Source organism: Novosphingobium sp. 9U, from assembly GCF_902506425.1.
Classification (GTDB): Bacteria; Pseudomonadota; Alphaproteobacteria; order Sphingomonadales; family Sphingomonadaceae; genus Novosphingobium.
In genome coordinates, this window is the sequence record NZ_LR732488.1 from 36,425 (window position 1) to 61,702 (window position 25,278).

22 protein-coding genes and 1 pseudogene are annotated in these 25,278 nt (G+C 63.3%); 18 read left to right on the forward strand and 5 right to left on the reverse strand.

Annotation, left to right across the window (positions count from 1 at the left end):
• The 17 genes and pseudogenes from traC to GV044_RS14475 form a co-directional block, all read left to right on the forward strand.
• Nucleotides 1–2,568 carry a type IV secretion system protein TraC gene (gene traC / locus GV044_RS14400; RefSeq protein ID WP_201299113.1) on the forward strand — a complete coding sequence of 856 codons (2,568 nt, stop codon included), beginning with the start codon at nucleotides 1–3 and terminating at the stop codon, nucleotides 2,566–2,568.
• A 29-nt stretch (nucleotides 2,569–2,597) separates the two neighbouring features.
• Entirely contained in the window at nucleotides 2,598–2,957 is a 360-nt protein-coding gene (locus GV044_RS14405) for a hypothetical protein (RefSeq protein WP_159872089.1), read from the forward strand.
• A complete protein-coding gene (locus tag GV044_RS14410; RefSeq protein ID WP_236555004.1) occupies nucleotides 2,957–3,610 on the forward strand; it encodes a TrbI F-type domain-containing protein in 654 nt (217 codons plus the stop codon). Before GV044_RS14405 ends, GV044_RS14410 begins: the two co-directional genes overlap by 1 nt.
• A complete protein-coding gene (locus GV044_RS14415) occupies nucleotides 3,594–4,151 on the forward strand; it encodes a S26 family signal peptidase (protein ID WP_159872091.1) in 558 nt (185 codons plus the stop codon). Before GV044_RS14410 ends, GV044_RS14415 begins: the two co-directional genes overlap by 17 nt.
• Nucleotides 4,148–4,801, forward strand: a complete 654-nt coding sequence (gene traW, locus GV044_RS14420) for a type-F conjugative transfer system protein TraW (protein ID WP_159872093.1) — start codon at nucleotides 4,148–4,150, stop codon at nucleotides 4,799–4,801. The genes GV044_RS14415 and traW overlap by 4 nt, the downstream gene beginning before the upstream one ends.
• The gene (locus GV044_RS14425; protein WP_159872095.1) at nucleotides 4,798–5,097 is read left to right on the forward strand and encodes a hypothetical protein; all 300 of its coding nucleotides are present in this window, start codon (nucleotides 4,798–4,800) and stop codon (nucleotides 5,095–5,097) included. The genes traW and GV044_RS14425 overlap by 4 nt, the downstream gene beginning before the upstream one ends.
• Entirely contained in the window at nucleotides 5,090–6,103 is a 1,014-nt protein-coding gene (gene traU / locus GV044_RS14430; protein ID WP_159872097.1) for a conjugal transfer pilus assembly protein TraU, read from the forward strand. Before GV044_RS14425 ends, traU begins: the two co-directional genes overlap by 8 nt.
• 145 nt (nucleotides 6,104–6,248) lie before the next feature.
• A complete protein-coding gene (trbC, locus tag GV044_RS14435; protein WP_159872099.1) occupies nucleotides 6,249–6,995 on the forward strand; it encodes a type-F conjugative transfer system pilin assembly protein TrbC in 747 nt (248 codons plus the stop codon).
• On the forward strand, nucleotides 6,995–8,851 hold the full coding sequence (locus tag GV044_RS14440) for a conjugal transfer protein TraN (protein WP_236555005.1): 1,857 nt from the start codon (nucleotides 6,995–6,997) through the stop codon (nucleotides 8,849–8,851). Before trbC ends, GV044_RS14440 begins: the two co-directional genes overlap by 1 nt.
• Before the next feature lie 253 nt (nucleotides 8,852–9,104).
• Nucleotides 9,105–9,239 (forward strand): hypothetical protein, encoded by a 135-nt coding sequence (locus GV044_RS22545; protein WP_256377276.1) that lies wholly within the window; start codon nucleotides 9,105–9,107, stop codon nucleotides 9,237–9,239.
• Nucleotides 9,236–10,078: a conjugal transfer protein TraF gene (locus GV044_RS14445; RefSeq protein ID WP_159872101.1), complete on the forward strand. Its 843-nt coding sequence runs from the start codon at nucleotides 9,236–9,238 to the stop codon at nucleotides 10,076–10,078. Before GV044_RS22545 ends, GV044_RS14445 begins: the two co-directional genes overlap by 4 nt.
• On the forward strand, nucleotides 10,078–11,523 hold the full coding sequence (locus tag GV044_RS14450) for a conjugal transfer protein TraH (RefSeq protein ID WP_159872103.1): 1,446 nt from the start codon (nucleotides 10,078–10,080) through the stop codon (nucleotides 11,521–11,523). The genes GV044_RS14445 and GV044_RS14450 overlap by 1 nt, the downstream gene beginning before the upstream one ends.
• A 6-nt stretch (nucleotides 11,524–11,529) precedes the next feature.
• Nucleotides 11,530–14,544 (forward strand): conjugal transfer protein TraG N-terminal domain-containing protein, encoded by a 3,015-nt coding sequence (locus tag GV044_RS14455; protein WP_159872105.1) that lies wholly within the window; start codon nucleotides 11,530–11,532, stop codon nucleotides 14,542–14,544.
• Between the two features lie 724 nt (nucleotides 14,545–15,268).
• Nucleotides 15,269–15,568 carry a hypothetical protein gene (locus GV044_RS14460; protein WP_159872107.1) on the forward strand — a complete coding sequence of 100 codons (300 nt, stop codon included), beginning with the start codon at nucleotides 15,269–15,271 and terminating at the stop codon, nucleotides 15,566–15,568.
• Between the two features lie 459 nt (nucleotides 15,569–16,027).
• A complete protein-coding gene (locus GV044_RS14465) occupies nucleotides 16,028–16,288 on the forward strand; it encodes a type II toxin-antitoxin system RelE/ParE family toxin (protein ID WP_236555013.1) in 261 nt (86 codons plus the stop codon).
• On the forward strand, nucleotides 16,281–16,592 hold the full coding sequence (locus GV044_RS14470) for an addiction module antidote protein (RefSeq protein WP_159872109.1): 312 nt from the start codon (nucleotides 16,281–16,283) through the stop codon (nucleotides 16,590–16,592). The genes GV044_RS14465 and GV044_RS14470 overlap by 8 nt, the downstream gene beginning before the upstream one ends.
• Nucleotides 16,593–16,633: 41 nt before the next feature.
• Nucleotides 16,634–16,953: pseudogene (locus GV044_RS14475) on the forward strand (RES family NAD+ phosphorylase); the annotation flags it as partial.
• Nucleotides 16,954–17,276: 323 nt separating this feature from the next.
• Here the strand turns inward: GV044_RS14475 and GV044_RS14480 are convergent.
• Nucleotides 17,277–17,909: an SOS response-associated peptidase family protein gene (locus GV044_RS14480; protein WP_159872111.1), complete on the reverse strand. Its 633-nt coding sequence runs from the start codon at nucleotides 17,907–17,909 to the stop codon at nucleotides 17,277–17,279.
• 142 nt (nucleotides 17,910–18,051) lie between these two features.
• Here GV044_RS14480 and GV044_RS14485 point away from each other — a divergent pair, with 142 nt between their 5' ends.
• Nucleotides 18,052–18,414, forward strand: a complete 363-nt coding sequence (locus tag GV044_RS14485; protein WP_159872439.1) for an HU family DNA-binding protein — start codon at nucleotides 18,052–18,054, stop codon at nucleotides 18,412–18,414.
• 41 nt (nucleotides 18,415–18,455) lie between these two features.
• Here the strand turns inward: GV044_RS14485 and GV044_RS14490 are convergent, their stop codons facing one another.
• The 4 genes from GV044_RS14490 to GV044_RS14505 all read right to left on the reverse strand — a co-directional run bounded on the left by GV044_RS14490 (nucleotide 18,456) and on the right by GV044_RS14505 (nucleotide 24,081).
• Nucleotides 18,456–18,662 carry a DUF3606 domain-containing protein gene (locus GV044_RS14490; RefSeq protein WP_159872113.1) on the reverse strand — a complete coding sequence of 69 codons (207 nt, stop codon included), beginning with the start codon at nucleotides 18,660–18,662 and terminating at the stop codon, nucleotides 18,456–18,458.
• Between the two features lie 71 nt (nucleotides 18,663–18,733).
• Nucleotides 18,734–19,021 (reverse strand): hypothetical protein, encoded by a 288-nt coding sequence (locus GV044_RS14495; RefSeq protein WP_159872115.1) that lies wholly within the window; start codon nucleotides 19,019–19,021, stop codon nucleotides 18,734–18,736.
• A 3-nt stretch (nucleotides 19,022–19,024) separates the two neighbouring features.
• Entirely contained in the window at nucleotides 19,025–22,303 is a 3,279-nt protein-coding gene (locus GV044_RS14500; RefSeq protein ID WP_159872117.1) for an error-prone DNA polymerase, read from the reverse strand.
• Entirely contained in the window at nucleotides 22,300–24,081 is a 1,782-nt protein-coding gene (locus GV044_RS14505; protein WP_159872119.1) for a DNA polymerase Y family protein, read from the reverse strand. The genes GV044_RS14500 and GV044_RS14505 overlap by 4 nt, the downstream gene beginning before the upstream one ends.
• Nucleotides 24,082–25,278: the final 1,197 nt, after the last annotated feature.

Here is a 25,278-nt window from a genome sequence, read left to right on the forward strand (position 1 = left end):
ATGGCTGACATTATCCGCCGCATGATCGAGCTCGTGACCGGCGACGCGAGCAAGCCCGAGTCCCGCTCCAAGGCGCCCGAAGTGCCGATGCTCGCGCATTACCTCGGGTATCGCGCCTTCGACCCCAAGCGCGAGCTGTTTTACCTGACCAACTCGAAGGGCTTCATTCTCGAACTCGCGCCGCTGGTTGGCGCGGATGAGCGGATCGGCGACATCCTCAACACCGTATTCGCGGACATCCTCGTCGCGGGCGCGCACTACACGGTCACGAACTGGCCCTCGCCGCGCGTGTCGGAGAAGTTGGAAGGCTGGGTGCTCCCGCGCGTTATGGCCGGTGGTGTGTTCGAGAAGCTAGCGCGCTACCGGCTCGACCTGCTGCGCAATGGTGCCTGGGCGACGCTCGCCAGCGATGGCCCGTTCCACCTTCGCAACTTCCGCGTGATCTTCAGCGTCGGCTTTCCCGATTCCAGCTCGGTGTCGCTTGAAACGTTGACCTCGATGCGCGAGGCCGTGGTTGCCGCGCTGGACTCGATCAACATCCCGGCGCGGAGCCTCAACCCGGTCGACCTGATCCGGCTGATCGACGATATCCTGTGCCCCTCGACCGGCGCCAGCGACGATGCGCCCGAGTACAGTGCGCTCGATCCGATCAACGAGCAGTGCGTCAGGCGCGATCTGGTCACGCTGGTGCAGAAGGACCGGCTCCTGTTGCACGCACAGGCGCTGCGCCCAAGCGGCGAGGACGTCGACGGCGTTCCCGAGATGCGCGAGTTCCGGCCCGAGCAGTTCGACGTGCGCTCGATGTCGGTGCGCTACTTTCCCGATCGCTGGGCACCTTGGGACACCCAGAAGGTCATCGGCGACATCTTCAACCCCAAGCTCAACTTGCCGTGCCCAGTGCTGCAGACGATCTCCGGGATCGTTCCGAGCACGGAAACCTCCGCGACCAAGGCCGGCTTCAAGTTCGCGCGCACGCAGTCGCTCAGCGAAGGGAAGGGGGCCAAGCTGCGGCCCGAACTGCGCTCCCAGGCCGCGGAATGGACGCATGTCCAGCAGGAAGTGCGGACCGGCCAGAAGCTGCACCAGGTCTACTACTCGGTGACGATGGTCTCGCCCAAGGGCGTCGGCGACACCAACGAGCGCACGATCAAGGCGATCTACAAGGCAGCTGGATGGGATCTCATCGATGAGACCTACCTGCACTTGCCCTCGTTCCTGGCCTCACTGCCGCTGCTGCTGGCCGATGGCCTGGCGTCGGATCTCAAGCGCATGAAGCGCTTTCGCACCGTGCTCTCGTCCAACGTCGCTTCGATGGCGCCGATGCAGGGCGAGTATAACGGCGGCCACATTCCGCACCTGATGTTCGTGGGCCGGCGCGGTCAGCCCCAGTTCTGGTCGCCGTTCCAGAACGGCGCGGGCAACCACAACGTCGCGATCGTCGGCAAGTCGGGCTCGGGCAAATCGGTGCTGCTCCAGGATCTGACCGCCAGCCTCGCCGGGGTGGGCGCGCGCACGATCGTCATCGACGATGGCCGCTCTTTCGAGCACATGGCCAAGGCGCTCGGCGGTCGCTTCACGGAGTTCCGGCTGTCGTCGGGCATCTCGATCAACCCGTTTCGCATGATCGATCCCGACATGACCGAGACCGACGAGGATTACCTCGTCGACTGTCTAGCCATGCTCAAGGCCATCATCGCGCAGATGGCGCGCTTCGAGGACCGGCTTAACGATACCGAGCGCGGCCTGATCGACGCGGCCGTCAATCGGGTCTGGGAAGACTACGGGCGCGACGGCACGATCGACAACATCATCGCCGCGCTGGGCGAGACCGGGCATCCGTTCGGCCAGGATCTAGGCACCGCTCTGCTGCCGTTCGCCAGCACCGGTACGTTCGGGCGGTTCTTCCTCGGCGACAACAACCTCGACCTCTCGGCCGACCTCACCGTCTTCGAGCTCTCGGACCTTGCGACCCGGCTCGAGCTGCGCGGCGTGGTGTTGACCTCGATCATGTTCGTGGCCTCGCACACCATGCGCAAGATTGACCGCGCGATCCCCAAGGCACTGCTGATCGACGAGGCCTGGCAGATGCTGAAGGGCGGCGCCATGGCCGAGTTCGTCGAAACCTACGCGCGCACGTGCCGCAAGTACGGCGCCTCGCTTATCACCGCGACCCAGTCGCTCAATGACTACTACCGTTCATCGGGCAGCCAGGCCGCGCTCGAAAACTCCGACTGGTTCGTGCTGCTGCAGCAGAAGACCGAGACGATCGCCGATTTCAAGAAGTCCGATCGCTTCGAGATGGACAACTACACCGACGCGCTGGTGCGGTCCTTGAAGCGCAATGGCACCGAATACTCGGACGTCTTCATTCGTGGCCCTGACTCACAAGCAGTGTGCCGGCTCGTCCTCGATCGCTTCTCCGGCACGCTCTACTCGTCGAGCCCCAACGTCTTCGCGCTCATCGAGCAGCAAATTCAAGCCGGTCACACGATGGCGGACGCGATCGAGCTGGTCGCGTTCCCGGACCGCGTGCCGGCCAATGACGAACTGATGGAGGCGGCGGAATGACGATTGCTCCTGCACAAGCATCATTGGACTTGGAAGGTTCATTCGATCGCGCCCACACCCGTCCGGCGGCGACCTGCGATGTCAGACGGCCGGCTCGCGAACTCGGCGGCGCGGCCCTAGCGGTTGCACTTCGGCTATCCGGTTGGCTCACGGTCAACGCGCTCGTGACGCTCGGCTGCCTGACGCTCCTGTTCCTGGCGATCGGCGGCTTCTCGGTTAGCGGCGCGATGGTCCAGCTTGCCAACCTCTCGACCCGATACGTTGCGGCTGATGCCGCTCGGCAGACCGAGTTCAACACGATCCTGCTGGTGGGCTGCACGCTGTTCTTCTGCGGCACTGCCTTTTTCCGCCGCGCGCCGCTCGCGCGTGCGCTCGAGGAGATCAAGTGATGACGCTTGTGTCCGAAATCAGCGCCGATGAGGCGCGGCCCGCAACCGAGCCGGACCTTGCCGCTGTCTCGGCTTCCGAAATGCCGGAAGCTTCGGCGGTGACGCCGCCGCCTCCGGCTGCGCCGGCGCAACGCGCCAAGCCTAAAAGGGGTGGCGTGTCGCCCACCCAGATCCTGCTCGTCGCTGCCGGCGTCGCTACGCTGGCCTGGGGCGCGTGGATGACGCGCTCGGTCATGGACCTGGAGGGGGTCGGCGAGACCAAGTTCGTCAAGGTCCAGCTGCAGGGCTTGGTCGGCGAGTACATCCGCGCACAGGCGCGCTCGGCGACCCCGCCCGAGAAGATCTCGGCAGAGACGAGCGCGTTTATGGGCGAGCTCGACAAGGTGGTGAAGGGCGTCTCGAGCGATGGCAAGATCGTGCTCATCAACGAGGCGATCGTCGCCGGCGACGTCCCCGACGTGACAGACGCGGTGCGCCGCGCTGTCTACTCCACGGTCGCAATGCCGCGCGCCGCCCCTCGGCAGGACGTGGAGTCGGCCATGCGCAACTATCTCCTGGGCGCCGGCGCGCCCACGAACACGGCACCTGCTGGAGTGCCTGCAGCACTGCCAAACGCCGCCGCCGATGGAGCTCCTAATGGTTTTGGCAACTAACGCGGTCGCGACCGTGGGGGCAGGGGTGCGGCCCTCTCGCCGTCTCAGCGCGCGCAGCAAGCTTCTTGGCCTCGCGCTGGTCGCGGCGATCGGCCTCGGCTTCCAATCGCTGCGCCACTGGCACGATACGCACGCCATCATGATAAACGCTTCGGAATCGCTGCCCAACTGGGCCTTCCTGGTGGAAACGGGCCGGTTCCCTGCGCGTGGTGAGTATGTCGCGTTTACGCCCGGCAAGGATCCGCTGACGGTGAAGCACTTTGGCTCGCCGCCCGAGCCGTTCATCAAGCGCGCCTATGGCCTGCCGGGTGACGTGGTGTCGCACCGCGGGGCAGACGTCCTGGTCAACGGGACCCCGGTTGCGCGCATGAAGCCGCTGACGCGACAGGGAGAGGTCCTGCGCCCAGGGCCGGTCGGCGTGGTGCCGCGCGACTGCATCTTTGCCGCAACGCCCCACAAGGACGGCTTCGACAGCCGCTATGCCGCGATCGGCTTTGTCTGCAAGCGCCAGCTGGTCGGCGTCGGAGTGTCAATCCTGTGATCGCGCGGGTCGCCCTGACCGCGGCCGTCGCGCTGCTCGTGGGGCCGGCTCTGCCGAACGTCGGCGCTGCCGGCGCGCGCGATCTGGGCCAGCTGGGCCAGACCTGGCCGATCGCCGAGCTGGACATGCTCGAAGTCATGTACGCACGGCTGCTGCGCGCGCAAGCTAGCGGTGAGCTCGATCGAATGAACCGCCAGTTCGCGGCCCGTTCGACCCGCAAGGTCATGCATCCCGACCCGGTGGCGGGGCTGACGCATGCCGAAGAGCCGCGGGAGTGGGAGTACGATCCGGCGATCACCGTCGCGGCCGACATCCGCGACACCAAGGGCAATCTGATCGCGGCGCGCGGCACCAGGGTCAATCCGCTCAACGTCGTCTCACTGCCCCGCCAGCTCGCTTTCATCGACGGCGACAGCCCTGAAGAGCTCGAATGGGCGGCCAAGATCGGTGACGACACCAAGGCCATGGTCATCATGGTCAAGGGCTCTCCCTTCGAGCAGATGAAGGCGCGCCAGCGCCGCTTCTACTTCGACCAGGGTGGCAACCTCACCACCAAGTTCGGGATCCGGCACACACCGGCGCTGGTGCGCCAGAAGGGCGATGTTCTTGTCGTCGGTGAGGTGGTCCTCAAGCGGGAGATCGGCACATGATCGCATGGTTCAAGGATCGTCTGCCGGCGCCGATGGCGGCGCCTGAGACCCCGCAGCTGCGCGCGGCGCGCATGCGGATCATCGTCGGCCTGGCGCTCATCGCTGTAATTGTCGGCGCATGGAGCCAGCTTTACGCCGCCGTCGGCTTCCCTGTCCTGGTGCTGCTCGCCGGCGCTGTGGGCATGCTTGTCGTTCAGGTGCCGATCTATCTTGCGGTCAAGGCGCATGCCGACGATGCCTGGCTGACCGACGCGATTGAGACGACGAACGCGCGAGAGGCCGCCAACGATGCCTAGGCTGCTGGCCTTCCTCGGCCTCCTGGCGCTTCTATTTTCCGGAGGCGTCGCGAGCGCGCAGACGATGCCGTCGCGCTGCACCGGCAAGTTCGTCAATCCCATCACCGATGTGTGCTGGGGTTGCCTGTTCCCGCTCTCGATCGGGTCGTTCAAGATCTGGCCCTCGGCGCGCGCCGACACCGACAATCCCAATCTGCCGATCTGCTTTTGCGGCTCGCCTATCCCGCGTGTCGGCGTTGCTGCCGGGTTCTGGGAGCCGGCGCGCCTGATCGACGTCACCACCAAGCCGTTCTGCTTTCCCAACCTTGGCGGCGTGAAGCTCTCGCCGGGGTTCCAGATCGGCAACGGCTACGTAAGCCAGTCCTCGCAGATCGGCGGCAAGGGCGAGAACACGGCCAAGTACCACGTCCACTATTACGTCTATCCGCTGCTCTATTGGATGGAGATCCTGACCGATTTCCTGTGCTTCGAGCAGGCCTCGTTCGATATCGCCTACATCACCGAGATCGATCCACTCTGGCAGGAAGACGCGCTCACAACGATCATCAACCCAGAGGCAGTGCTGTTCACGACCCCGATCGCGCAAGCCGCATGCGCTGCCGATTGCGTCGCCTCGACTGCGCACTTGCCTCTAGATCCGCTGTTCTGGTGCGCGGGTTGCAATGGCTCGATGTACCCGATGAACGGCAATGTCGGCGCCAATGCCGGCATGGAGCAGTCGACCCGCCTCGCGGCCGAGCGGATGATCTACAAGATGCACCGGCAGGGCCTGGCCTGGGGCACGATGGGCAGCAAGGCCCTTTGCAACAAGTACATCATGCCCATACTCAAGAAGCAGCAGTACCGGCTGCAGATGGTCAACCCTTCGCCGATGGTGAGTGGCCGCGAAGCTTGCTCGCCGATCGGTGGCAGCACGATCCTGCCCCAGACCGGCCGCGTCTACCCAGTCATCGGTGAGGACGTCGGCTATCTGCTCTGGCGCAAGCGCAACTGCTGCGTGCTGTGATGGCGAGCTCACCTCATCACAGCCGCGGTAGTCTGTCCGTCTGCCTTCAGGCGTGCGGCATGATCCTCGCCGCGCTTTGCATCGTCTTCTCGCTGATGCTGTTCATGGCCGACCTGTTTGGCCTTCCCCTGCAGGTGCTTTTGCCATGACCCGCAAGTTGCTCATTGCCGCAGCCTTCCTCACTGCCGGCCTTGTCACCGCTGCGCTCGCACAGACGATCGAAGGCCTGGATCTCGGCGCCATTCAGAACCGGGCGGAGGAGCAGGCCAAGGACGCGCAGGCGTTCCTCGACAGCGTTGCGGGTCGCGGTGACGCGGCCCGCGAGGACGCCCGCCAGATTGCCGACGACGGCATGGGGGCGTTGAAGGCGATCGACACATCCAAGCTTCCCAAGGTCGCCGGCGCCGATGGTGGCGCGGTCGACCTCGATGAGCTGGTGACCGGCGCGCGAGGCGCACTCGAAGCACCCAAGTCCGCGCCATTGTTCATCGCCTTTGCCAGCCTCTCGATGCCCGAAGAGTCGCTCAAGCGGATGATCGCCGACGTTCACAAGGCGGGCGGCGTCGTCGTGCTGCGTGGGCTTCCGGCGAACAGCGGTCGGACCTTCGCCACGGCCATGCGCCACGTGATGTCGCAGGATGCTGCAGCGAACGTCGCAATCGATCCCCGTCTCTTCCGCGCCTTCAACATTCAGGCTGCACCGACTTACGTCACGGTCTCGACGAGCTTCGCACCATGCGACGACTTTGCCTGCAAGACCGCCGTGCCGCCATCCGATCGCATCGTCGGCAACGTGACGGTGCAGTACGCGCTCGAGACCTTCGTCGATGCGAAGGGTCCGGGCGCCCCGGCGGCGCGTGTGGCGCTGGCCAATCTGACGCGGCGTGACTGATGGCACGCTGTCGCTTTCACGTTTGCCTCACCGCAGCTCTGGCGACCATCGGCTCGTTTGCGAGCGAACCTTCCTATGCGCAGGACCGGGCGGCGGCCGAAGCCGCTGCCAAGGAGGTCGGTGCCGCGGCTCAAACCATGGGCAAGACGATCGTCATGGATGCCGGTTCGCCGGAGAGCCTCGTGCCCGGCTATGCCGGGACTGAGTTGCCACAGGCGGAGTTGATCGACGATCCCGATCATCTGAGCGCCAAGGGCACGAGTGCGGCTTCGTCCGACCCGGCCTATGCGACCGTGATCAATCCCACGCGCCCGGTCTTCGATCCCTTGACGATCGATGTCTCGGGTGCGCAGGCCGTGGAGCAGGATCCCGACAGCTTCCTTGGCACCGGCGTCAACCTCGACGGATCTGCGGGTAGCTGCGAGCCCGTTCCCGAGAGCGGGTCCGGCCCGTCGACCTATTACGAGACCTGCAACCGGGGCGACCAGATTATCACCACGCCCAGGACCTGCACATCGTCGCTCAACGTCCGGTTCGACCGCATCACCACCTGGATCTACTACTCTGCGACCCAAGGCCCTTACGCGTCGCGGGCGGTGCTGGCTCCAGCGATCGCCGACGGAACGTGCAAGAGCAAGGGCGCGTTCAACTACTGCACTGAGCTATCGCGGTACGGTTACAGCGCCGCAGGCAGCTGTAAGCCGAATAGCTTTTCTCCCGAGATCTTCGAATGCACGCGCGAGATCGGCGGCATGACGGCGACCGACCCGTCCGTTTTCAGTGGCATCGTGAAGGCCACCGGTCAATATTGGGCTTCGAAGTCCGAGACGGTCAGCCCTCCGATCATCACGCGCAGCTATGGGGCGTGCGCGGCCGAGAGCAACGCGCAGTGCGTCGAGCAAGGCACGGAAGTGTGCACGAGCAGCGATCCGGAATCCCGGATCATCGACGGCATCGCGGTCACGCAACCTTGCTGGGCCTGGCAGCGCAATTTCCGATGCACCGAGCGGCGCTCGGCGACCGATTGCGGCGAACTCGAGAAGAAGCCCGATTGTCATTTCGATCATGACGAGTGCCTGAGCGAGAATCCTGACGGCAGCTGCAATATCGTCGACAAGGTCTACGCTTGCACCACGCCCGACACCCGCACCGGATCGGGTCCGGCCTTCATCTGCAATGGCGATCTCTATTGCATCAACGGCGAATGCACGAAGATCGAGCGCGAGGCCTCGACCGAGTTCAAGGATGCAATGGTCGCAGTGCACACGCTGGGCGAAGTGCGCGACGATTTCGACCCTGCTACCGTCACCCTCTTCAACGGCGAGAAGACGGGCTGTCACAAACCGGTCTTCGGCCTGGTCAACTGCTGCGCCGGCAAGACGTCCGGCCTAATCACCACAGCGACCGGCGCGGCAGCCATTGCCTATGGTCCTGCCGCGATCGCCGCCCTGGCAACGCCGTTCCTCACCATGTTCCTGTGCTCGAGCGAGGAGAAGCTGCTCGACGTCAAGGACCGGATGGGTCTGTGCCACTACGTCGGCACCTACTGTTCGGACAGCGTGCTCGGGGTCTGCACCTCCAAGCGCAAGAGCTACTGCTGCTTCCAGAGCAAGCTCGCGCGCATCCTGCAGGAGCAGGGCAGGGCGCAGATCGGCAAGCCTTGGGGCAAGCCCAATTCGGCTGATTGCAAGGGCTTTACCATCGACGAGTTCGGCAAGCTCGATCTCTCCAAGATGGATTTCACCGAGGTCTACGATGAGTTCATGGACGCCGCCAAGGTGCCCGACGAGGTGCAGGCCAGCATCGATGTCCAGAAGAAGATCGAGGAATACTACAAGTTGCATGCGGGACGGTGACTTATGACGACTGACGATGCCGATGTTTCGAGAATACCCCCGGACCCAAGTGTCCCGGATATGTCTGTGTTCGACATGGCTCTGATTACGGCAATTACGCGATCTGCGCCGCCCTGGCGAAGACGGCATCGCCGCGAGCCTGTCGGACTGGTTCCTGCAACCGGACCGCGTGTCGGAGACTCGGCTCGCGGCCTTCCGCTTGGTGCGGCGCGGCATGCTCGAGGCGAGCCCGACGGGAGCGATCCAGAAATGCATGCCAACGATGGCGGGGATCGATGCCGTTACCACGCTCTACGGCGGCTGCATCCGCATGCTCGATCGCGGGATGGGGCTTTTGAATGTCCGGTTGCTGAGCAACCTGTTCGATGGACTGGGAGGCAAGTCATGAAGGGAATTGGCAAGTGGAAGCCAGTTGTCACCGGCCTCGCTCTCACTGCGCAGCTGGCAATGGCGATGCTGCCTGCCGGCGCCGCGCTCGCAGAGGACGGGCCGGTTCAGACCCAGGCTCAGCTACGGCCGGCGCCGGACGCCTTCTACTGCAAGGAGCGCAAGCTTGGCACCTGGTTCTACTGCGACGCCGACAAGGCCGTCGAGAACAAGCCGGCTGCAGCGCCGAATGTCCCTGCCGCCGCGCGCCTCGATGCCATCGGCAAGCAGCTGGACGAGCTCAAGGCCAAGGCGATCCTCGATCCCTCGCCCGACAACGTCGTCGCCTACGTGCGCTACCAGCGCGAGCAGCTCGATCGTGCCTCGACCTTTGCGGATGTGTGGAGCCGCGCGGTGTGGCAGCATCCCGATCTCGACTATACGCTGCAGCGTCCAATCGCCACGCTTGGCAAGCGGGCCTGGACGGACCAGCGCACCTCGGACCGCAACTCGGTCATGGCCAGCCTCTCGCAGCGCTATGGTCTGTTCTACTTCTACTCGGCGAGCTGCGGCGCGTGCGAGGTGTTCTCGCCAATCCTGAAAAGCGTCGCCGATCAGTACGCGATGTCGATCCTGCCGGTTTCGATGGACGGCGGACCGAATTCAGCGTTCTCGGAGTACGTGACCAACTCCGGCCAGTACGAGCGGATGGGGCTCTCGGGGGGGCAGGTGCCGGCGCTGGTGCTGTTCGACAGCGTGACCAAGCAGCCGATCCCGGTCGGCTACGGCGTCATGTCGGCCGACGAGATCATGCAGCGCATCTTCGTGCTCACCAACGTGGAACCCGGGAGTGACTACTGATGAACGCTAAGCGTCGCTGGGCTCGCTTCGCGACGTGGATCCGCGCGGCGTCCCTTGTCCTGGCTGCAGGCGGGCTCGTGGCCTCGCCGATCGCGTCGGCGAGCGTCGGCTCGGAGATGCAGCAGTTCTTCGACGACGTCGGCGTCTCCGGTAACGTCACTGGCCCTGCAGCCTTCAAGGGGCAGTCGGCAGGCTACTACAGCGGTGGCTCGCTTTACACGCGCGTGCCGCAAAAAACCGTCAGCCCGATCAACCTGCAGCTGCCCAATGCTCGTGCGGGTTGTGGCGGTATCGACCTGTTCGGAGGCAGCTTCTCGTTCATCAACTCGGACGAGCTTGTGGCAATGCTGAAAGCGACGGCGAGCAATGCTCTTGGCTTTGCCTTCCAGCTGGCGATCAAGTCGATCTCGCCGCAGATCGCCTCGACCATCGAGGAGCTGAGCCAGAAGGTGCAGCAGATGAACCAGTGGCAGATGAACTCCTGCCAGATGGCGCAGCAGATGGTGGGTGGCCTCTGGCCTAAGAGCGATGCCACCAGCTCCTTCATCTGCCGCACGATCGGCAACGCTCAAGGCAAGTTCGCCGACATGGCGCGAGCGAAGCAGGAGTGCGACAACGGCGGCAAGCGCAACGAGACGATCGCCGGCAACACCGACGGCAAGGTTAAGGAAGCGAGCCCCAACAACTACACCTGGACGCTTCTGAAGCAGAGCTACCCCAGCTTCGATACCGAAATGCGCGAGTTCCTGATGACCTTGGTCGGAACCATCGTCTACAATCCGGCGACCTCGGGCGATACCGGGCCGACGTACACCTTCAAGGGCATCGCGGATGAGGGCGTGTTTGGCGCGCTCCTGGACGGAACGGCGACGACGCCTGCCAAGAAGCTCAAGTGCGATGAGACCGAGAAGTGCCTCAAGCCGACCGAGGAGAACCTCTCTATCAGCGAGAGCCAGGCGCTGAAGCCCAAAGTGCGGGACATGATCAAGTCGATGATGGACAAGATCCACACCGACACCGCGCTCTCGACCAACGAGATTGGTCTGCTGGGGGCTACGTCGCTGCCACTCTACAAGATGGTGACGGTAAGCGCGGCCTCGCAGTTTGGGGGCCTTACCGATGGCGAGGTGAACGATCTCGCCGAGTACGTGGCCGTCGACCTGCTGCAGGTGATGCTTGCCAAGTTCCACTCGGAGATCCTGCAGGGCGGCGCCTCCTTCCAAGGCCCGGACCCGGACAGCATGAAGTCCTGGCAGGATCAGATCCAGTTCGCCTCGACGATGGTGGAGCGCCAGCGCCTGCGGGTGTCCGACCGGGTCAAGACCAATCAGGCGATCCTCGAAAAGACGCTCTTCCTGGAGAAGACGCTGCGCAACAGCTTGTCGCCGCAAATGTCGGCGGCGCTCAGCTTCTCCAAGGCCGCCAGCGCCCAAGGTCTGAGGTAATCCACCATGCTCGAGGTCTTCACGATTGGCGGCGGCGAGTACATCGTCAACGTCCTCAATGCGGTCGCCGCCTGGTGCGGTGGCGGCGGCTTCCGCTCGATGCTGCAGGTCGTCATGGTGATGGGCCTTGCCTACGTGCTGCTGATCGTCGCCTTCACGCTCGACTGGCGGGTCTGGTTCAAGTGGTTTCTCTCCGCCAACATCATGTACATGTGCATGCTCGTGCCGACCACGAGTGTGAAGGTGACCGACCGGATCAACCCGAGCCTGGCGCCGGCGGTCGTCGACAATGTGCCGATCGGCTTGGCCGCGATTGCGGCGTTCTCGAGTCAGGCGGGCGACTGGCTGACGCGGACGGCCGAAACGGTCTTCGTGATGCCCGACGATCTGAAGCTGAGCACAAACGGTTTCATCTACGGCTCGCGGCTCTACGACAAGACGCGCGAGTTTGGCTTTCGTGATGCGCGCCTAGTCACCAATCTCGAAGAGTACAACAAGCAGTGCGTGTTCTATGACCTCCTGCTCGGCTTCAAGAGCATGGACACGCTGACGAACTCGACGGACATCCTGACCGACATGGGGCCTGGCTCGAAGGCGCGGGGCATGAAGTACATCGAGCCGGATCTCTCGAGCACGATCCTGACCTGCGAGCAGGGCTACAACGAGCTCAAGGACGACGACATACCGATGGCCGTCAATAGTGACCTCAACAAGCTCGCTCCCGGCCTCTTTCCTGATCTCGCACCCGGAGCCGCCCGAGCAAAGCTCGAGGCCGATATCCCCGAGATCACTCAAGCCTTCCATGGGACAGGCCAATCGGCCGCAAACGTGTTTCAGCAGCGTGCCCTCGTTGAGGCGTTCATGTCGGCTCGCGCGAACCTCACGGCCGACGATGGCGACAGCTTTGCAGCGCTCCGCGCCGATCAGCAGGCGCGCAACACTTACATCGGCATCGCCCAGCAAGCGATGACCTGGGTGCCACTTCTCAACATCGTGCTCACGGTCGTGTTCTACGCTATGTTCCCGGTGCTGTTCCCGCTGTTTCTCCTGCCTCAGACCGGTCCGTCGACCCTGAAGGGCTACTTCACCGGGTTCTTCTATCTCGCGTCGTGGGGACCGCTCTACGTCGTGCTGCACATGTTCATCATGGGCCGCACGATGAGCTCGATGGCGGCTGTTGCGCCAGGTGGCCTTACGATGGGGACCATGTCGGGAATCGATGCGGTCAACTCCGACACCGCGACGATCGCCGGCTTCATGCTCATGTCGGTGCCGTTCATCGCTGCCGGCATGGCGCGCGGGGCGATGTCGATCGGCACTCATGCGACGTCGATGCTGGCGCCGGCGCAGGCCGCGGCCGAAGCCGCGGCAGTCGAGCAGACCACCGGCAACTATGCCTATGGCAATCTCAGCTACCAGAACCTGACGGCCAACACGCGGCAGACCGATCAGTGGACCACATCTCCGAACCTCAACTACGGCGCAGCTGGCTACCACTTCCGCAACAACGAGGGTGGGATCGAGCACCAATACGCGGACGCCTTTGGCGGCCACACCGTCTATGACACCAGCACTGCGATCTCGAAGCTGCCTTGGTCGTATGAGATGGGAGAGAGTGGTACGCGCGAGGCAAGCTGGGCGGCGGCTGCGCATTGGGAGGCAGCTCGTGAACTGCGCCGTCAGCGGGATAGCAGCACGTCGACCTCCAACCGGAACTTCGCTGGCAACGATGAGGCGCACGTTGTTGCCCGCGGGTCGGACGTTCGGGCCGGGGACACGAGCACAATCAGCAACCAAAGGTACAAAGGACACCAGGGAACTCATACGAATAGCGGCGAGAACTCAACCTCTGTTACTGAAACAAACCGTGTGGGGGAAAATAACAGTGGTACCGTGACTGACACGTTCGCAGGTCAGATCAAAGGTAATGTCGGCTATGATGTAGGCCGAGGCGGGGCTGCCGGCTCCGGAAATGCGAAGGATGGAAAGCCGGCAGGCAAAAAACCAAATCCCGTCGCGCTAGCTGCGGAGGCTCTTGGCGTTAACGCAGGTCTTGATGCATCTGTAACAGCAGGGCGCGCGAGTGCCTTCGCCACCAATAACTACAATGACAAAAGTATCGCCGATGATAAATCCGTCCGCGTCACCGAAGGTAACTCTCAAGCCGATATGATCGGTAGCAGGGACCAGAGGGAGGACTCTCGGTCTAATAGTAGAGGAACATTTGCCTCGGACACCAATACAACAGGCGAAAGATCGGGATCCGAACATTCGGAGGAATGGCGCGAAAGTCTAAGCCGTCAGATTGCAGAGCATGAACGCCGCGCAACCATGCTAGATCAGCTTTCCCGGTACTCCGAAAGCAACGGATGGCGCTTGAATGAGAACGCAATCCCAATCATCCAGCCCCTATATGAGAAAATGGCTCGCACCTCAGCCGTCAGACTTCCGCACATAGATAAGGTCAACCTTACTCCGCAAGAGCGTGATGCTAGGGACTATGCTATTCATAAGGTTATTTCTAACCTAGAGAGCGATCCTACAAGAGACTTCAACGCCGCGCATGGGATAGGTAAACCGATGCCGGAAGTTAATGCGGTTGTACCAACCACGCTTGATGGAGGTCCGGCTTCTCCCCGGAGCACCTTTCCATCTGTAGCGGCTTCACGAGGTTCGGCGACCGAAGTGGCTCGCGAACACGGTGTTATTGTAAAGCCTGGGAGCGACCTCAGAAACTTGCAGCGGCCGATGATCGACGCGATTCCGATCGTAGCCGCTGTCGGGCGAGAGCTTGGCGTTCCCAATGTGATGATAACGTCGGGGAATGACCGCCGTCACGTGGACGGTAGTAAGCACTACAAGAATGCGGCGCTCGATTTTCGGGGCAATCAAATTTCGCAGGCGACTGGTGAAGAGTGGCAGCGGCAAGTTCAGCAAAGGCTGGGATCGTCATATTGGGTGGACTTTGAGTATGACCCAAAGGAACCCGCGAATCGGCATCTACATGTGCAAAGGCGGTAGGAGGCTGAAGTGAGCGCAATCATGGCCACAGCGATGCTCGGAAGCGCGCTCTACAGTTACTCGTTCAAGGTCTCCGATATCCGGCTCGCGGATACTGTAAATGAGACCTGTCATGTGTCTGCCAAAGCGGATGATGGGCCGTTGGTGGCAGAGGTCTCATGGGGGCCATGTCGGGCCGTTGAGATCCGGGTTATGTCAGCAGCCGAGCTTGAGAAAGCGGGGCAACTGAGCGACCTCGGATGGGTCCGCGAGGCGCTCTTAGAAGAGCCTAGGCAACTCCTCCTAACCGCATGGGGCCCTCACGCTGCTACTGCTTACGTTCGTGCCAATCGGCGCTACGCATCAACACTCGAGATACCGCTGGCTGATTAGCGTCAACGCATTTCAAATGAAGATCATAAGCCCGCAGAGAAGGACGAGCAACAGACCCCACGGATTCCCATTACCACCTCCAACGTGCGGCCTCTCAAGGAACTCGATATCAGGCGCGCGCTGCTCGTTCATGGCAGGACCGTAAGGTGCACCGCCAGGATACTGCGGGAACAGGTAGGGGCCGGGGATAGTGCTCATGATCCGAGTGTTAGCAGAACAGGCGGGGAACATCAAGCAGCCGCCCTTAGCACGACGAGCTCCCTGCGACATTGATCCACCACACAGCTGGCCTCGAATTTGACCTAGTGCCGCCGCGTGTCAGAAGGGTGCTGGTTCTACGGGGGGTCGGGCGATGGACGCTGCTTCGCAAACGAAAATGGATCGGGATCAAATCTACTCGATCCTTCGGCGTGAGATCGTCCTGGGCGTGATTGCGTCCGACCAGGAGGTGACATCGGCCGAGCTTGACTTGCGATTTGCATGCAGCGCGAAGGTCACGTCTGAGGTTCTCTCGACCTTGGCCGGCGATGGCTATCTGCGAAAGACGAAGGGCGGTTACGTCCCTGACGAGTCGCCGAGTGAAGAGGTGTGTGACTTCTTAAAGCTGGATGCCAGCAGCCCCGCATGTCGCGAGCTGCTGACCGGGCAATAACTTGCCCGCGCTGCCCGGGCCGGAGAACAGCGTTACCTCTCCGACCGGCGCTAGCCGTTCGACGGCAAAGCTTCGGCTTCGGGGTGACAGCCGCGAGCGCCGACATGTCTAGGGTGGCGGAGGGAGGGCGGGCGGCTTCAGCTTCTTCTGCTCCCGCGCCGTAGCTCGCGGCGCTTTCCTGATCGTTAGCAGCGTCCCGCCAGGATTGATCATCGCCCTCGTGGTTCACCGAGAGCGGATAATACCTCGTAAGATGCTGAAGTTGCCGCGTGAAGATGAGGGCGCTTGTATCTACTCCCCCGCTTACTCCCAGAGTCCGCAGGGAAGGGCTCATCTCCGAGACCGCTGCTGACAAGTCACACCGGAGTGGAGATGCAAGCCATAGTTGACATTCTCGAGGGTGATAACTATAGAAGACGCATGATCGAGGTCAGGCAGACAGCCCGCTTTACCGCATAGCTGGCGGGCCTGCGCGATCAACGGGCGCGTGCCCGTATTTTGAAGAGGCTGGACCGTGTTGTAGCGGGCAATCTGGGCGATTTCGCGCCAGTCGGCGATGGTGTTTCTGAGATGCGTATCTTCTACGGCCCCGGCTACCGCCTCTATTTTGTGCAGCGTGGCAACGCGGTGATCGTCCTTCTTTGTGGCGGCGACAAGTCGACACAGGATTACGACATAGCGACGGCCAAGGACCTGGCGAAGGAACTGGACGATGGCTAGCAAGATCGAAACGACTGCCTTCGACTCGGCTGATTTCCTCAACTCTACCGAAGACGTGGTTGCCTATCTCGACGCTTACCTGGAGGACGGTTCTCCTGAGGAGATCCGCGCTGCCCTTGATACTGTCGCCCGTTCCCGCGGGATCAGCGATATTGCCAAGGCTACCGGCATGTCTCGAGCTGGCCTTTACAAGGCCCTTGGCGAGAGCGGCAATCCTTCGTTCGAGACGGTTCGGATGATCTTGAGCGCCTTAGGCCTCCGGTTCGCGGTTGAGCAGAAGATGCCCGAAATGGAGGAGGCTTAGCCGGACGCCCGGCTGCCAAAAGGACTGGCGAATACTCACACCTGATGTCTGTTGCTGCTGATCTCCATGATCTCAGAACTGAGACGACGTAAATGGGCCCAGCATTGGATCCCACAGCTACGGCGCACCTCAAGCTCTCGCTCCGAACCTGAGAGCTCTGGAAACGGATGGCACTGCGTACCCGAGCATTCGGAATGCAGGCGGTGAATGCGTCGGTCTCTTTTACCCTGGTTGCGCGTCGAACCCTCTGCAGGGGCGCCACCTCGATTATCACTGGAGTGGGGAGCGCGTTGATCTTGTCCGCGATGCCGGATCAGGGGCTGTTTTCCGCGTCGTCGACTTGCCTGCCAATTCCGCCTGAGGGCAGGGGAGGTGAGCGCGCGGCTACATCTGCGAAGGCGCTAAACTCGCTGGCAGGTCGGCTCACACGAACGCGGTCGTAAGCTCCGCCGATGTTGCGTCATTCGCGGCCGACTACATCATGAGCTGCTGGTCAACCACGCCCTTCAGCAATGACGGAGGGGGCCGCCGGAGCATCAACCGCCAGCGACGCCGCTGCGGACATGACCAGGCCCTAGCCCTGCCCATTTGGCACTCCCGGGCGCCTGACCCCACGCCTCTTAGCGTGACTACGCGTCCAAACCTGGGTGAGCTCCGAGCTCGCCGGGAGTACGGCCTCCGGGTTCAGCGCTCGTCGCGCCGAGTCGGAAACACGGGACCGCGCACGGTCATCTTCTCTGGATCGTACGGCCGCTGCAGAGCAACGACTTCGTCGTAAGACCCCTTCAACCACGTATCAACATCGGCCGGAGCAAGGATCGTAATCATCGCTTTGGGATGAATTGGTGCAACGATGCTATTTGGATCGCACGTGACCATTGTGAAGCCGCGGCCTTCCTTGGTGCGCTGCCAGAAGCCAGCTACCGCGAAAACGGTTTGGTCGACCACTTGGAACCACATTTCCCCCTTGAGAGGCGGTTTGCCGTCCTCAAGGTCGTGCTTCTCCGGCGTGAATTCGCAGAATTCGGTCAGGGGTACGAGACACCGGTTTTCTGGCCGCTCGGCCAGCTTGCGCCACTGAGGCAACCCAAGCTGGCGCACGTTGGTCATCTTCCACTTGGCTTGTCCTCCGAGCACGTCCCAGGTCATGACATCCCATGCCCTGCCGCCGGCCTGCTCTCGGATGACATAGTTCCGGCTACCAGGCCTCAGCTCGCGCGGATCAAAGCGGTTGTCGCGGGGCCTTTCGGTGAACAGCGTCGCCGCTGAGCCAAAGATCGTGTCGGGCTCTCCCAGCATGCGAGCGCGGTTGCACATACTCTTGGTTCAGCAGCTCGAAGCGCGCGGGCGATGCCCTGCACTCGCCCGAGGTAGCACGCATATGTGTTCGTCGATCGTGTCCCGAGCGACGGCCGGGATGTTACGAGTCAGTTTTCCAAAACCGTTCTGGCCATCTTTCATGAGGCAACAATGCCGCAGGGGCTTGGATGGTTCAATCTCTGCGGCTAGGCCCGGCCCATCATCAACGATCAGGAGTGCTCAATCCATGAACAACAGCGATCTCGCCGAGACCATCGGCGGTACAGCCGACCTATCTAAGGCTGACGCCCGTAAGATCGTCGATGCAATCTTCAACGCTATCGCCGATGCGGCTGCCAGTGGTGAGGAGATCTCGCTGAATGGCTTTGGCAAGTTCAAGGTGAAGGACAGCCCCGAGCGCGAAGGCCGCAATCCCGCGACCGGCGAGGCGATGACGATCAAGGCATCCAAGAAGCTGACGTTCACGCCGGCCAAGGCGATCAAGGACAAGCTTAACGGGTGAAGGGCATTGCGCTGGCACGCCTAAGGGTGCCAGCGCCACCCTCATCCCTTTTCCCGACCGCGCATGCCGCTCACCTTCTGCGCTGCAGCATCCAGCTTCGCGCGATCGTTGCCGACGGTCTGAATCAGCGTGCGCGCCTGGTGCTGGCTCAAGCCGTGCTTGCTGGCAAAGTATTCGACCTCGTAGGGCTCGTCAGCCGCGACCCGGCTGCGATCGCGTCCATCTGGCTTCGTCTTGTCGTCAACCATGTCGATTTCCTCAATAATGGTTTCGTGTGCACCAATGCGGCGAGGAGCAAGAAGGCTGCAATTGCTGATACTTACAGGGGAGAAATCTCCTCATAACAGCCGGCGCGCCTGAGCTGCCGGACGATCCCGTTAAAGGCAGCGGTGACACCCTGAGCGCGACCGATCTCGTTCTCCTGCTTGGCGGCATCCCAGTACAGGTCCAGCGGCCAGCGCTCCGGAGAGTGAGGCACAAGGCAGCGAAGCGCGAGCCGTACCTCAACTGTGTCTACCCGATTTTCTCCCGAACGCGTCACGCCGGCGCGCAGGATATGCAGCGAGAGCGCAATGACAACGCGCTGGTGCCGGGGCAACTTGGCCACGAGTTACCGGAAGTCATGCGACTTGAAACGCACAACCTCCTCGGGGTCCATGCCGTTGGCATGCGCCGGCCAATAGCAGTCGCGCGGCTCGGGGCTCCAGCTTGGCTGCTTATATGCGCCGCCGCCACGGTCCGGAGCGCCTCCATGCCTTGCACCGTCACCTCGGCCAGTGCGGTGTGGGAAGGACATCTCGCCAACCCTGTGCAGTAGGTGTCCGTGATCAATGATCTTGTCGCAAATGACGTGGATCACCTCGCCTTCCTTCTGCACCCGCCCCTTCATGCCGATCATCGAAGCGGACATGACTGTGCGGCGTTGCGCCTCGAAGCGGTCGGGCCAGAGGATGCCGTTAGCAATGCCAGTCTCGTCCTCGATCGTAATGAACAGCACACCCTTCGCGCTGCCGGGCTTCTGGCGAACCAGGATGATGCCGGCGACTTCAACATGGCGGCCATCGCGAATGGTGAGCAGATCTGCGCACCGGGTGACGCCCCGCCGGGTCAGTTCTTCGCGGAGGAATGTGAGAGGGTGAGCACGAAGCGAGAGCTGCAACGACCGGTAGTCCTCGATGACCTCGCGTCCATCGGTAAGCGGTCTGAGCGCCACCTCAGGCTCGTCACCCTCAGCGTTGAAGGTCTCGGCCGCGCGGTCGGCGGCGGCGAAGAGGGGCAACGGTGCTTCGCCAAGCCCGCGCACCTTCCACAAGCCCTGCCGCCGATCGGCGCCGAACGCATGAAAGGCGTCGGCGTCAGCCAGCTTCTCGATGGCGGCACGCTGGACGCCCGATCGGCGCCACACGTCCTCGACGGACTCGAACGGTGAGGTACTACGAGCGCCTACGATCGCGGCTCCATCGGCATTCGACAGTCCCCGCACTTGACGCAGTCCGAGCCTGACCGCCAAGTAGCGGCCGCGACCGCACTCAAGCGTGCAGTCCCATCGGCTCGCATTGATGCACGGCGGTCGGACCTCGACGCCATGCTCGCGCGCGTCGCGCACGATCTGCGCCGGCGCATAGAAGCCCATCGGTTGCGCGTTCATCAGGGCTGCGCAGAAAACGTCGGGATGATGGTACTTCATCCAGGCCGAAGCATAGGCGATCTTGGCAAAGCTCGCGGCGTGGCTCTCCGGAAAGCCATAGGAGCCAAAGCCTTCGAGCTGTCGAAAGGTGCGCTCGGCAAACTCGCGCGGGTAGCCGCGCGTGACCATCCCTTCGACCAGCTTGTCCGAGAAGTGCGAGACGCCGCCGGTGAACTTGAAGGTCGCCATGGCGCGGCGCAGCTGATCGGCTTCTGCCGGCGTGAAGCCTGCGCCCACGATCGCCACCTTCATCGCCTGCTCCTGGAAGAGCGGCACGCCCAGTGTCTTCTCCAACACGGCGCGCAGCTCAGGACGCGGGTACTCGGGCTTCTCCAACCCCTCGCGCCGGCGCAGGTAGGGATGAACCATGTCCCCCTGGATCGGGCCAGGACGGACGATCGCGACCTGGATGACAAGATCATAGAAGCGCCGCGGCTTCATACGCGGCAGCATCGACATCTGCGCACGGCTCTCGATCTGGAAGGTACCGAGGGTGTCGGCCTTCTGGATCATGGCGAAAACGTCCGGGTCATCATCCTGTAGGTCGGCGAGGCCTTTGCGAATGCCCTTGGCCTCCTTGAGCAGGTTGAAGGCTCGGTTCATGCAGCCAAGCATTCCAAGGCCCAACACATCGACCTTCATGAACTTCAACGCATCGATATCATCCTTGTCCCACTCGATGATCTGGCGGTCCTCCATGGCCGCGGGCTCGATCGGCACCAGGTCATCGAGCCGGTCGTGCGTGAGCACGAAGCCGCCGGGGTGCTGGCTCATGTGCCGCGGCACACCGATCAACCGGCGCGCAAGATCGAGCGTAAGCCGAAGCCGGCGGTCGGCGATATCGAGGTTCAGCTCTTCGACTTGCTTCTCGCCGACGCCCTCGGCCGACCAGCCCCAGACCATGCCGGCCAGCGAGGACGTGAGGTCTTCAGGCAGCCCCAGCGCCTTGCCAACATCGCGCACAGCGCCGCGGGCGCGGTAGCGGGTGACGACGGCTGTCAGCGCCGAGCGATCACGCCCATAGGTATCGTAGATCCATTGGATGATCTCCTCACGGCGCTCATGCTCGAAGTCAACGTCGATATCGGGCGGCTCTCGCCGCTCGCCCGAGACGAACCGCTCGAAGAGCAACTCGTGCTTGATCGGGTCGATTGAAGTGATGCCAAGGACGAAGCAGACGCATGAGTTGGCGGCCGAGCCACGTCCCTGGCACAGGATGCCGCGGCGCCGTGCCTCGCGGACGATCGCATGCACGGTAAGGAAGTAGGGCGCATAGCCCAGCTCGGCGATCAGGCGCAGCTCGTGGGCGATCTGCTCACGGTAGGCTTGCGGAACATCGCCATCGAACATCCGCTCGGCGGCATCCGCTGTCATCTGCTCAAGCGCTTCCTGCGCGGTCAGACCCTCGATCACGCGCTCGTGCGGGTACTGATAGGCAAGCTCGCCCAGGTCGAAGGTGCACGCCTGCGCGATGTCGACGCTCGCCTGCAAAGCATCGGGGTAGGCGGCGAAGCGCCGGACCATCTCGGCAGGCGACTTCAACGCGCGATCGGCGTTGACCTCGCGGCGGTAGCCGAGCTCGTCCACGGTGCACTTCTCGCGCACGGCTGTGACGACGTCCTGCAGCAGGCGAGCCTCCGGTGCATGGTAGAGCACATCACCGGTGACCACCGCGCGCACGCCGGCAGCACTCGCCTGCCGGGCCAGGGCATCGATGCGGACAGCGTCGTTCGGGCGGCGGCGCTGGAACAGCGCCATGTAGCCGCGTCGTCCATAGACCCTGCTAAGGTCAGCGAGGGCTGCGGCGTTGTCCTCATCCGCCTCATGAGGGAGGAGAATGGCGATCATCCCCTCGGACCAGGGCGCAAGATCGTGCCAGTGCAGCTCGCACTTGCCCTTGCCGGCGCGCCGCTTGCCGATCGTCAGCAGTCGCGTCAGCCGCGACCAGGCGGGCCGGGCGGTCGGGTAGAGGAGGAGGCGCCGCCCGCAGGCGAGATCCACGCGCGCGCCGGCGATCGAACGCACGCCGGTCACCTTCTGCGCTTCCCAGGCCCTCACCACGCCGGCGACGGTGCCGATGTCCGAGACGGCCAGGGCAGGGTAGCCGAGCAGCGCTGCGGCCGAGAACAGCTCTTCGGGGCTCGATGCGCCGCGCAGGAGCGAGAAGTGCGTGAGGACCTGAAGTTCGACGTAAGCGGTCACGCGAACACCCCGTGGACCCACCAACTAAGATCGCCGGTCGCGTTGTCCGCGCCATCGCCGCGTCGGAACACCCAGTAGCGGCCACCGTGCTCGTCCTCGATGCGGAAGTAGTCGCGCACCGCCCAGACTTCCTTGTCGCGGCGCCACCACTCGCCATGGATCCGCTCGGGACCGTCCGCGGCAACGACCTTGTGTGACCGGCCACGCCACTCGAAACGCTTGGGCGGTTGGTCCGGCATTAGCGCCATCACGCCCCACAGCGGCTCGGGCCTGGCGAACAGGCGCACGGGGCGCTCCCACTTGGGCCAGCTCGCCGGCGTCTTGATCGGGCTCACCCGTTCGGCCGCGCGCTCGGGCACATGGCTGGCAACAGGCGCCATTCTGTAGACGGCGCCTTCCCCAACCCTGGCGGCGACCACGTCGACCAAGCGGGCGGGATCACGCACCTGCATGTCGCCGGCGAGGATCTTGCCAAGGTCGACCGCGGTCAGCGGTTCGGTGTGGGGAGCGGCGAGGCGAAACTGCTCCAGACCCATGCCCGGATCGATGCGCTCGATCTTGAGCTTGAGCAGCCGGAGCAAGTGAGCGGCTTCGCGCGTCGGGCGCGAGGTACCGACCGCGATCACTTCCTCGCCGCCGTCGATCCGCAATGCGGAGAGGCGCAGCGAACGGGCGCCAAGACCCCTGGCCTGCAGCAGCTCTGCCATATCGCCGAGCAGATCGGCCATGACCTGCGCGATTGCCTCGGCCGTGCCGATCGGCTCGAGCAAGCGCCGCTCCACTGACGGGACTTCAAGGTCCTCGCATGAGGTGATTGGTTCCGCGACTGCGCCAATCGCCTGGTCTAGCCGCTTGATTGCCCCTAGCCCAAGGCGACGCGCTAGCGGCCCGCGAGCGACAGGGAGCAAGTCCGCAACTGTCTCGAACCCGAACCGCCGTGCCGCGGTTAAGGCAGAGCCATCGAGGCGTAGCGCTGCGATGGGGAGCGGCGTGATCGCGCGAAGCGTTCCGCCCGGCGCCACGATGGTCAGGTCTTCGCGCGCGAACCGTGCAAGCGCATCCGCAGCGCCCGGCGTATCGGCAATTGCGACGCGAGCTGTAAAGCCGGCGCGGCGGAGGAATGCGAGCAGACGCTCGCAGAAGCGCTTCTCGCCGCCATGAAGGTGATCGCACCCGGTGAGGTCTAGGCACAGGCCGTCCGGTGGCGCGGCCGCAGCAATGGGTGACCAGCGGCGGACTGCCAACAGCGCCAAGCGGTCGAGTACATGGGCATCGGCCTGCGGATTAGCGGGACGCAAGTCGAGATCGGCGATCAGAGCTCGCGCGTGCGTCGCGGCCATGCCTGGATGGATGCCTAGCGCGGATGCGGCAGGGCAGGCGGCGACGATCTCCTCGCGGCGTCCGACCTTGCCGACAATTGCAAGGGGTGCATGCTCCGCAGGCGCCGAGATGGTGGCGATGGGCGCGCTCTGAGCTGGCCGCTTGAAGGGATGGTCGGCAGCTTCCGATCGCCGGCCGAGCTCGCGCATGGCCGGTTGTGCATGGCTAGGCAGCGCATCGATCTGCTGCTGCACTTCGTCGCGAGATGCAGGCTCCGATTTCGCCCAACGCGCGCCGGGCCGCCAGCTTCCCCCGCGTGGAACAGAGCAGGCACCCGGATCATCGTCAACAGGAAGCTGGAGCAGCGCGCGGTCAGGCAGCGACTTGGCGGACCGTTCCAACCGTCTCAGCCGATCTATGGCCAAGTTCGGCAGGAACAGCGAGACGACCCGTCTCATCGCAACCCTCCAATAGCAGGGAGAATGGATCGCCGCCCCGCTGGCGTGCGAGCTCAACGACCCAGCGTGGCCGGGCTACTCCGGGAACAGCGAGCCGCTCGGAAGGCGCGCTCCCGATCCGCCACCGCGTCCAGGCCGCAGAAGGATCCTCTAGTGGATCTCGCTCGCGATGACGGCGCTGACGCAGGAGTAGGACAGGGATGTCGGCGTCGGCTGCTGCCAATTGCAGGCGACGGCTCGCGACCATGGACACCTTGCGAACCTCGGCGGCGACTGCACAGGGCGTGCCATCTCGCAGGGCGTCTTCAACTACCGCCAGCAGCGCCTTTTCATCCCGCGGCTGTACGTGGATGACCTGCGCGGGATGGAGGCCTGCTTGAGCGACACCTGGCGCATAGAGGTCGTTACGGCAGCTTGCCCAGAGGACCGGAGCACCGCTTGAAGCCGCCTCACGGGCGGCAATGCCAGCGATGAAGAGGGTGGCTGCGGCATCGTCGACGAGGGAGCAGGTTCCTCCGGAAATCTCGTGTAGGGCGCCGGCGCGCAGGCCCTCACCGCCTAGCCGTCGATCAAGAGCCTCTATGCCGAACGGCAAGCACCGATGCACCGCCATACCCTCCGCCGCACCAACAAGTGAGCGAAGTTCAGGGACGCTGGGCGTTGTTTTCTCGGCGGCGACGGGCATCGGATAGGACTCGGCTGTTCCTCATATGTTCCGGCAACGCGCTTGGATGGTCAAGAGTGTTTGGCCCTAAGGGCAGGGCGAGATTGCGAACACCCGTGGAACACTCAGGGGATAAATCATGTACAAAGCGCTTTTCACGCGCCTCCGAGTGATTCAGAAGGAGGAATGCCGATCCGCCCTGAGAACCGCTGGTTTTACCCGATTGACTGGCCGCAGCTATCGAGAGCCATTTGGTTCGAGCGAACCCGATCGCGATGTGAGCAGTGCAAGCGTCCTCACATGCGGCGAGTTCTGCATCTTGGTGACGGTCGCTGGTGGGACGCTGACGCGCGTCGCTGGCGCGACGATCATGGCCGGCTTATCAAGGTTGCTGGTTTGGTGCTGCGTGATGTTTGCAGCACTTACGTGGTTCTAGCGTGCGCTCACCTGGATCATGACCCAGGCAACAATATTCCTTCAAACCTGGCGGCTTTTTGCCAACGGTGTCACATGCGGCACGATGCGCAGGAGCA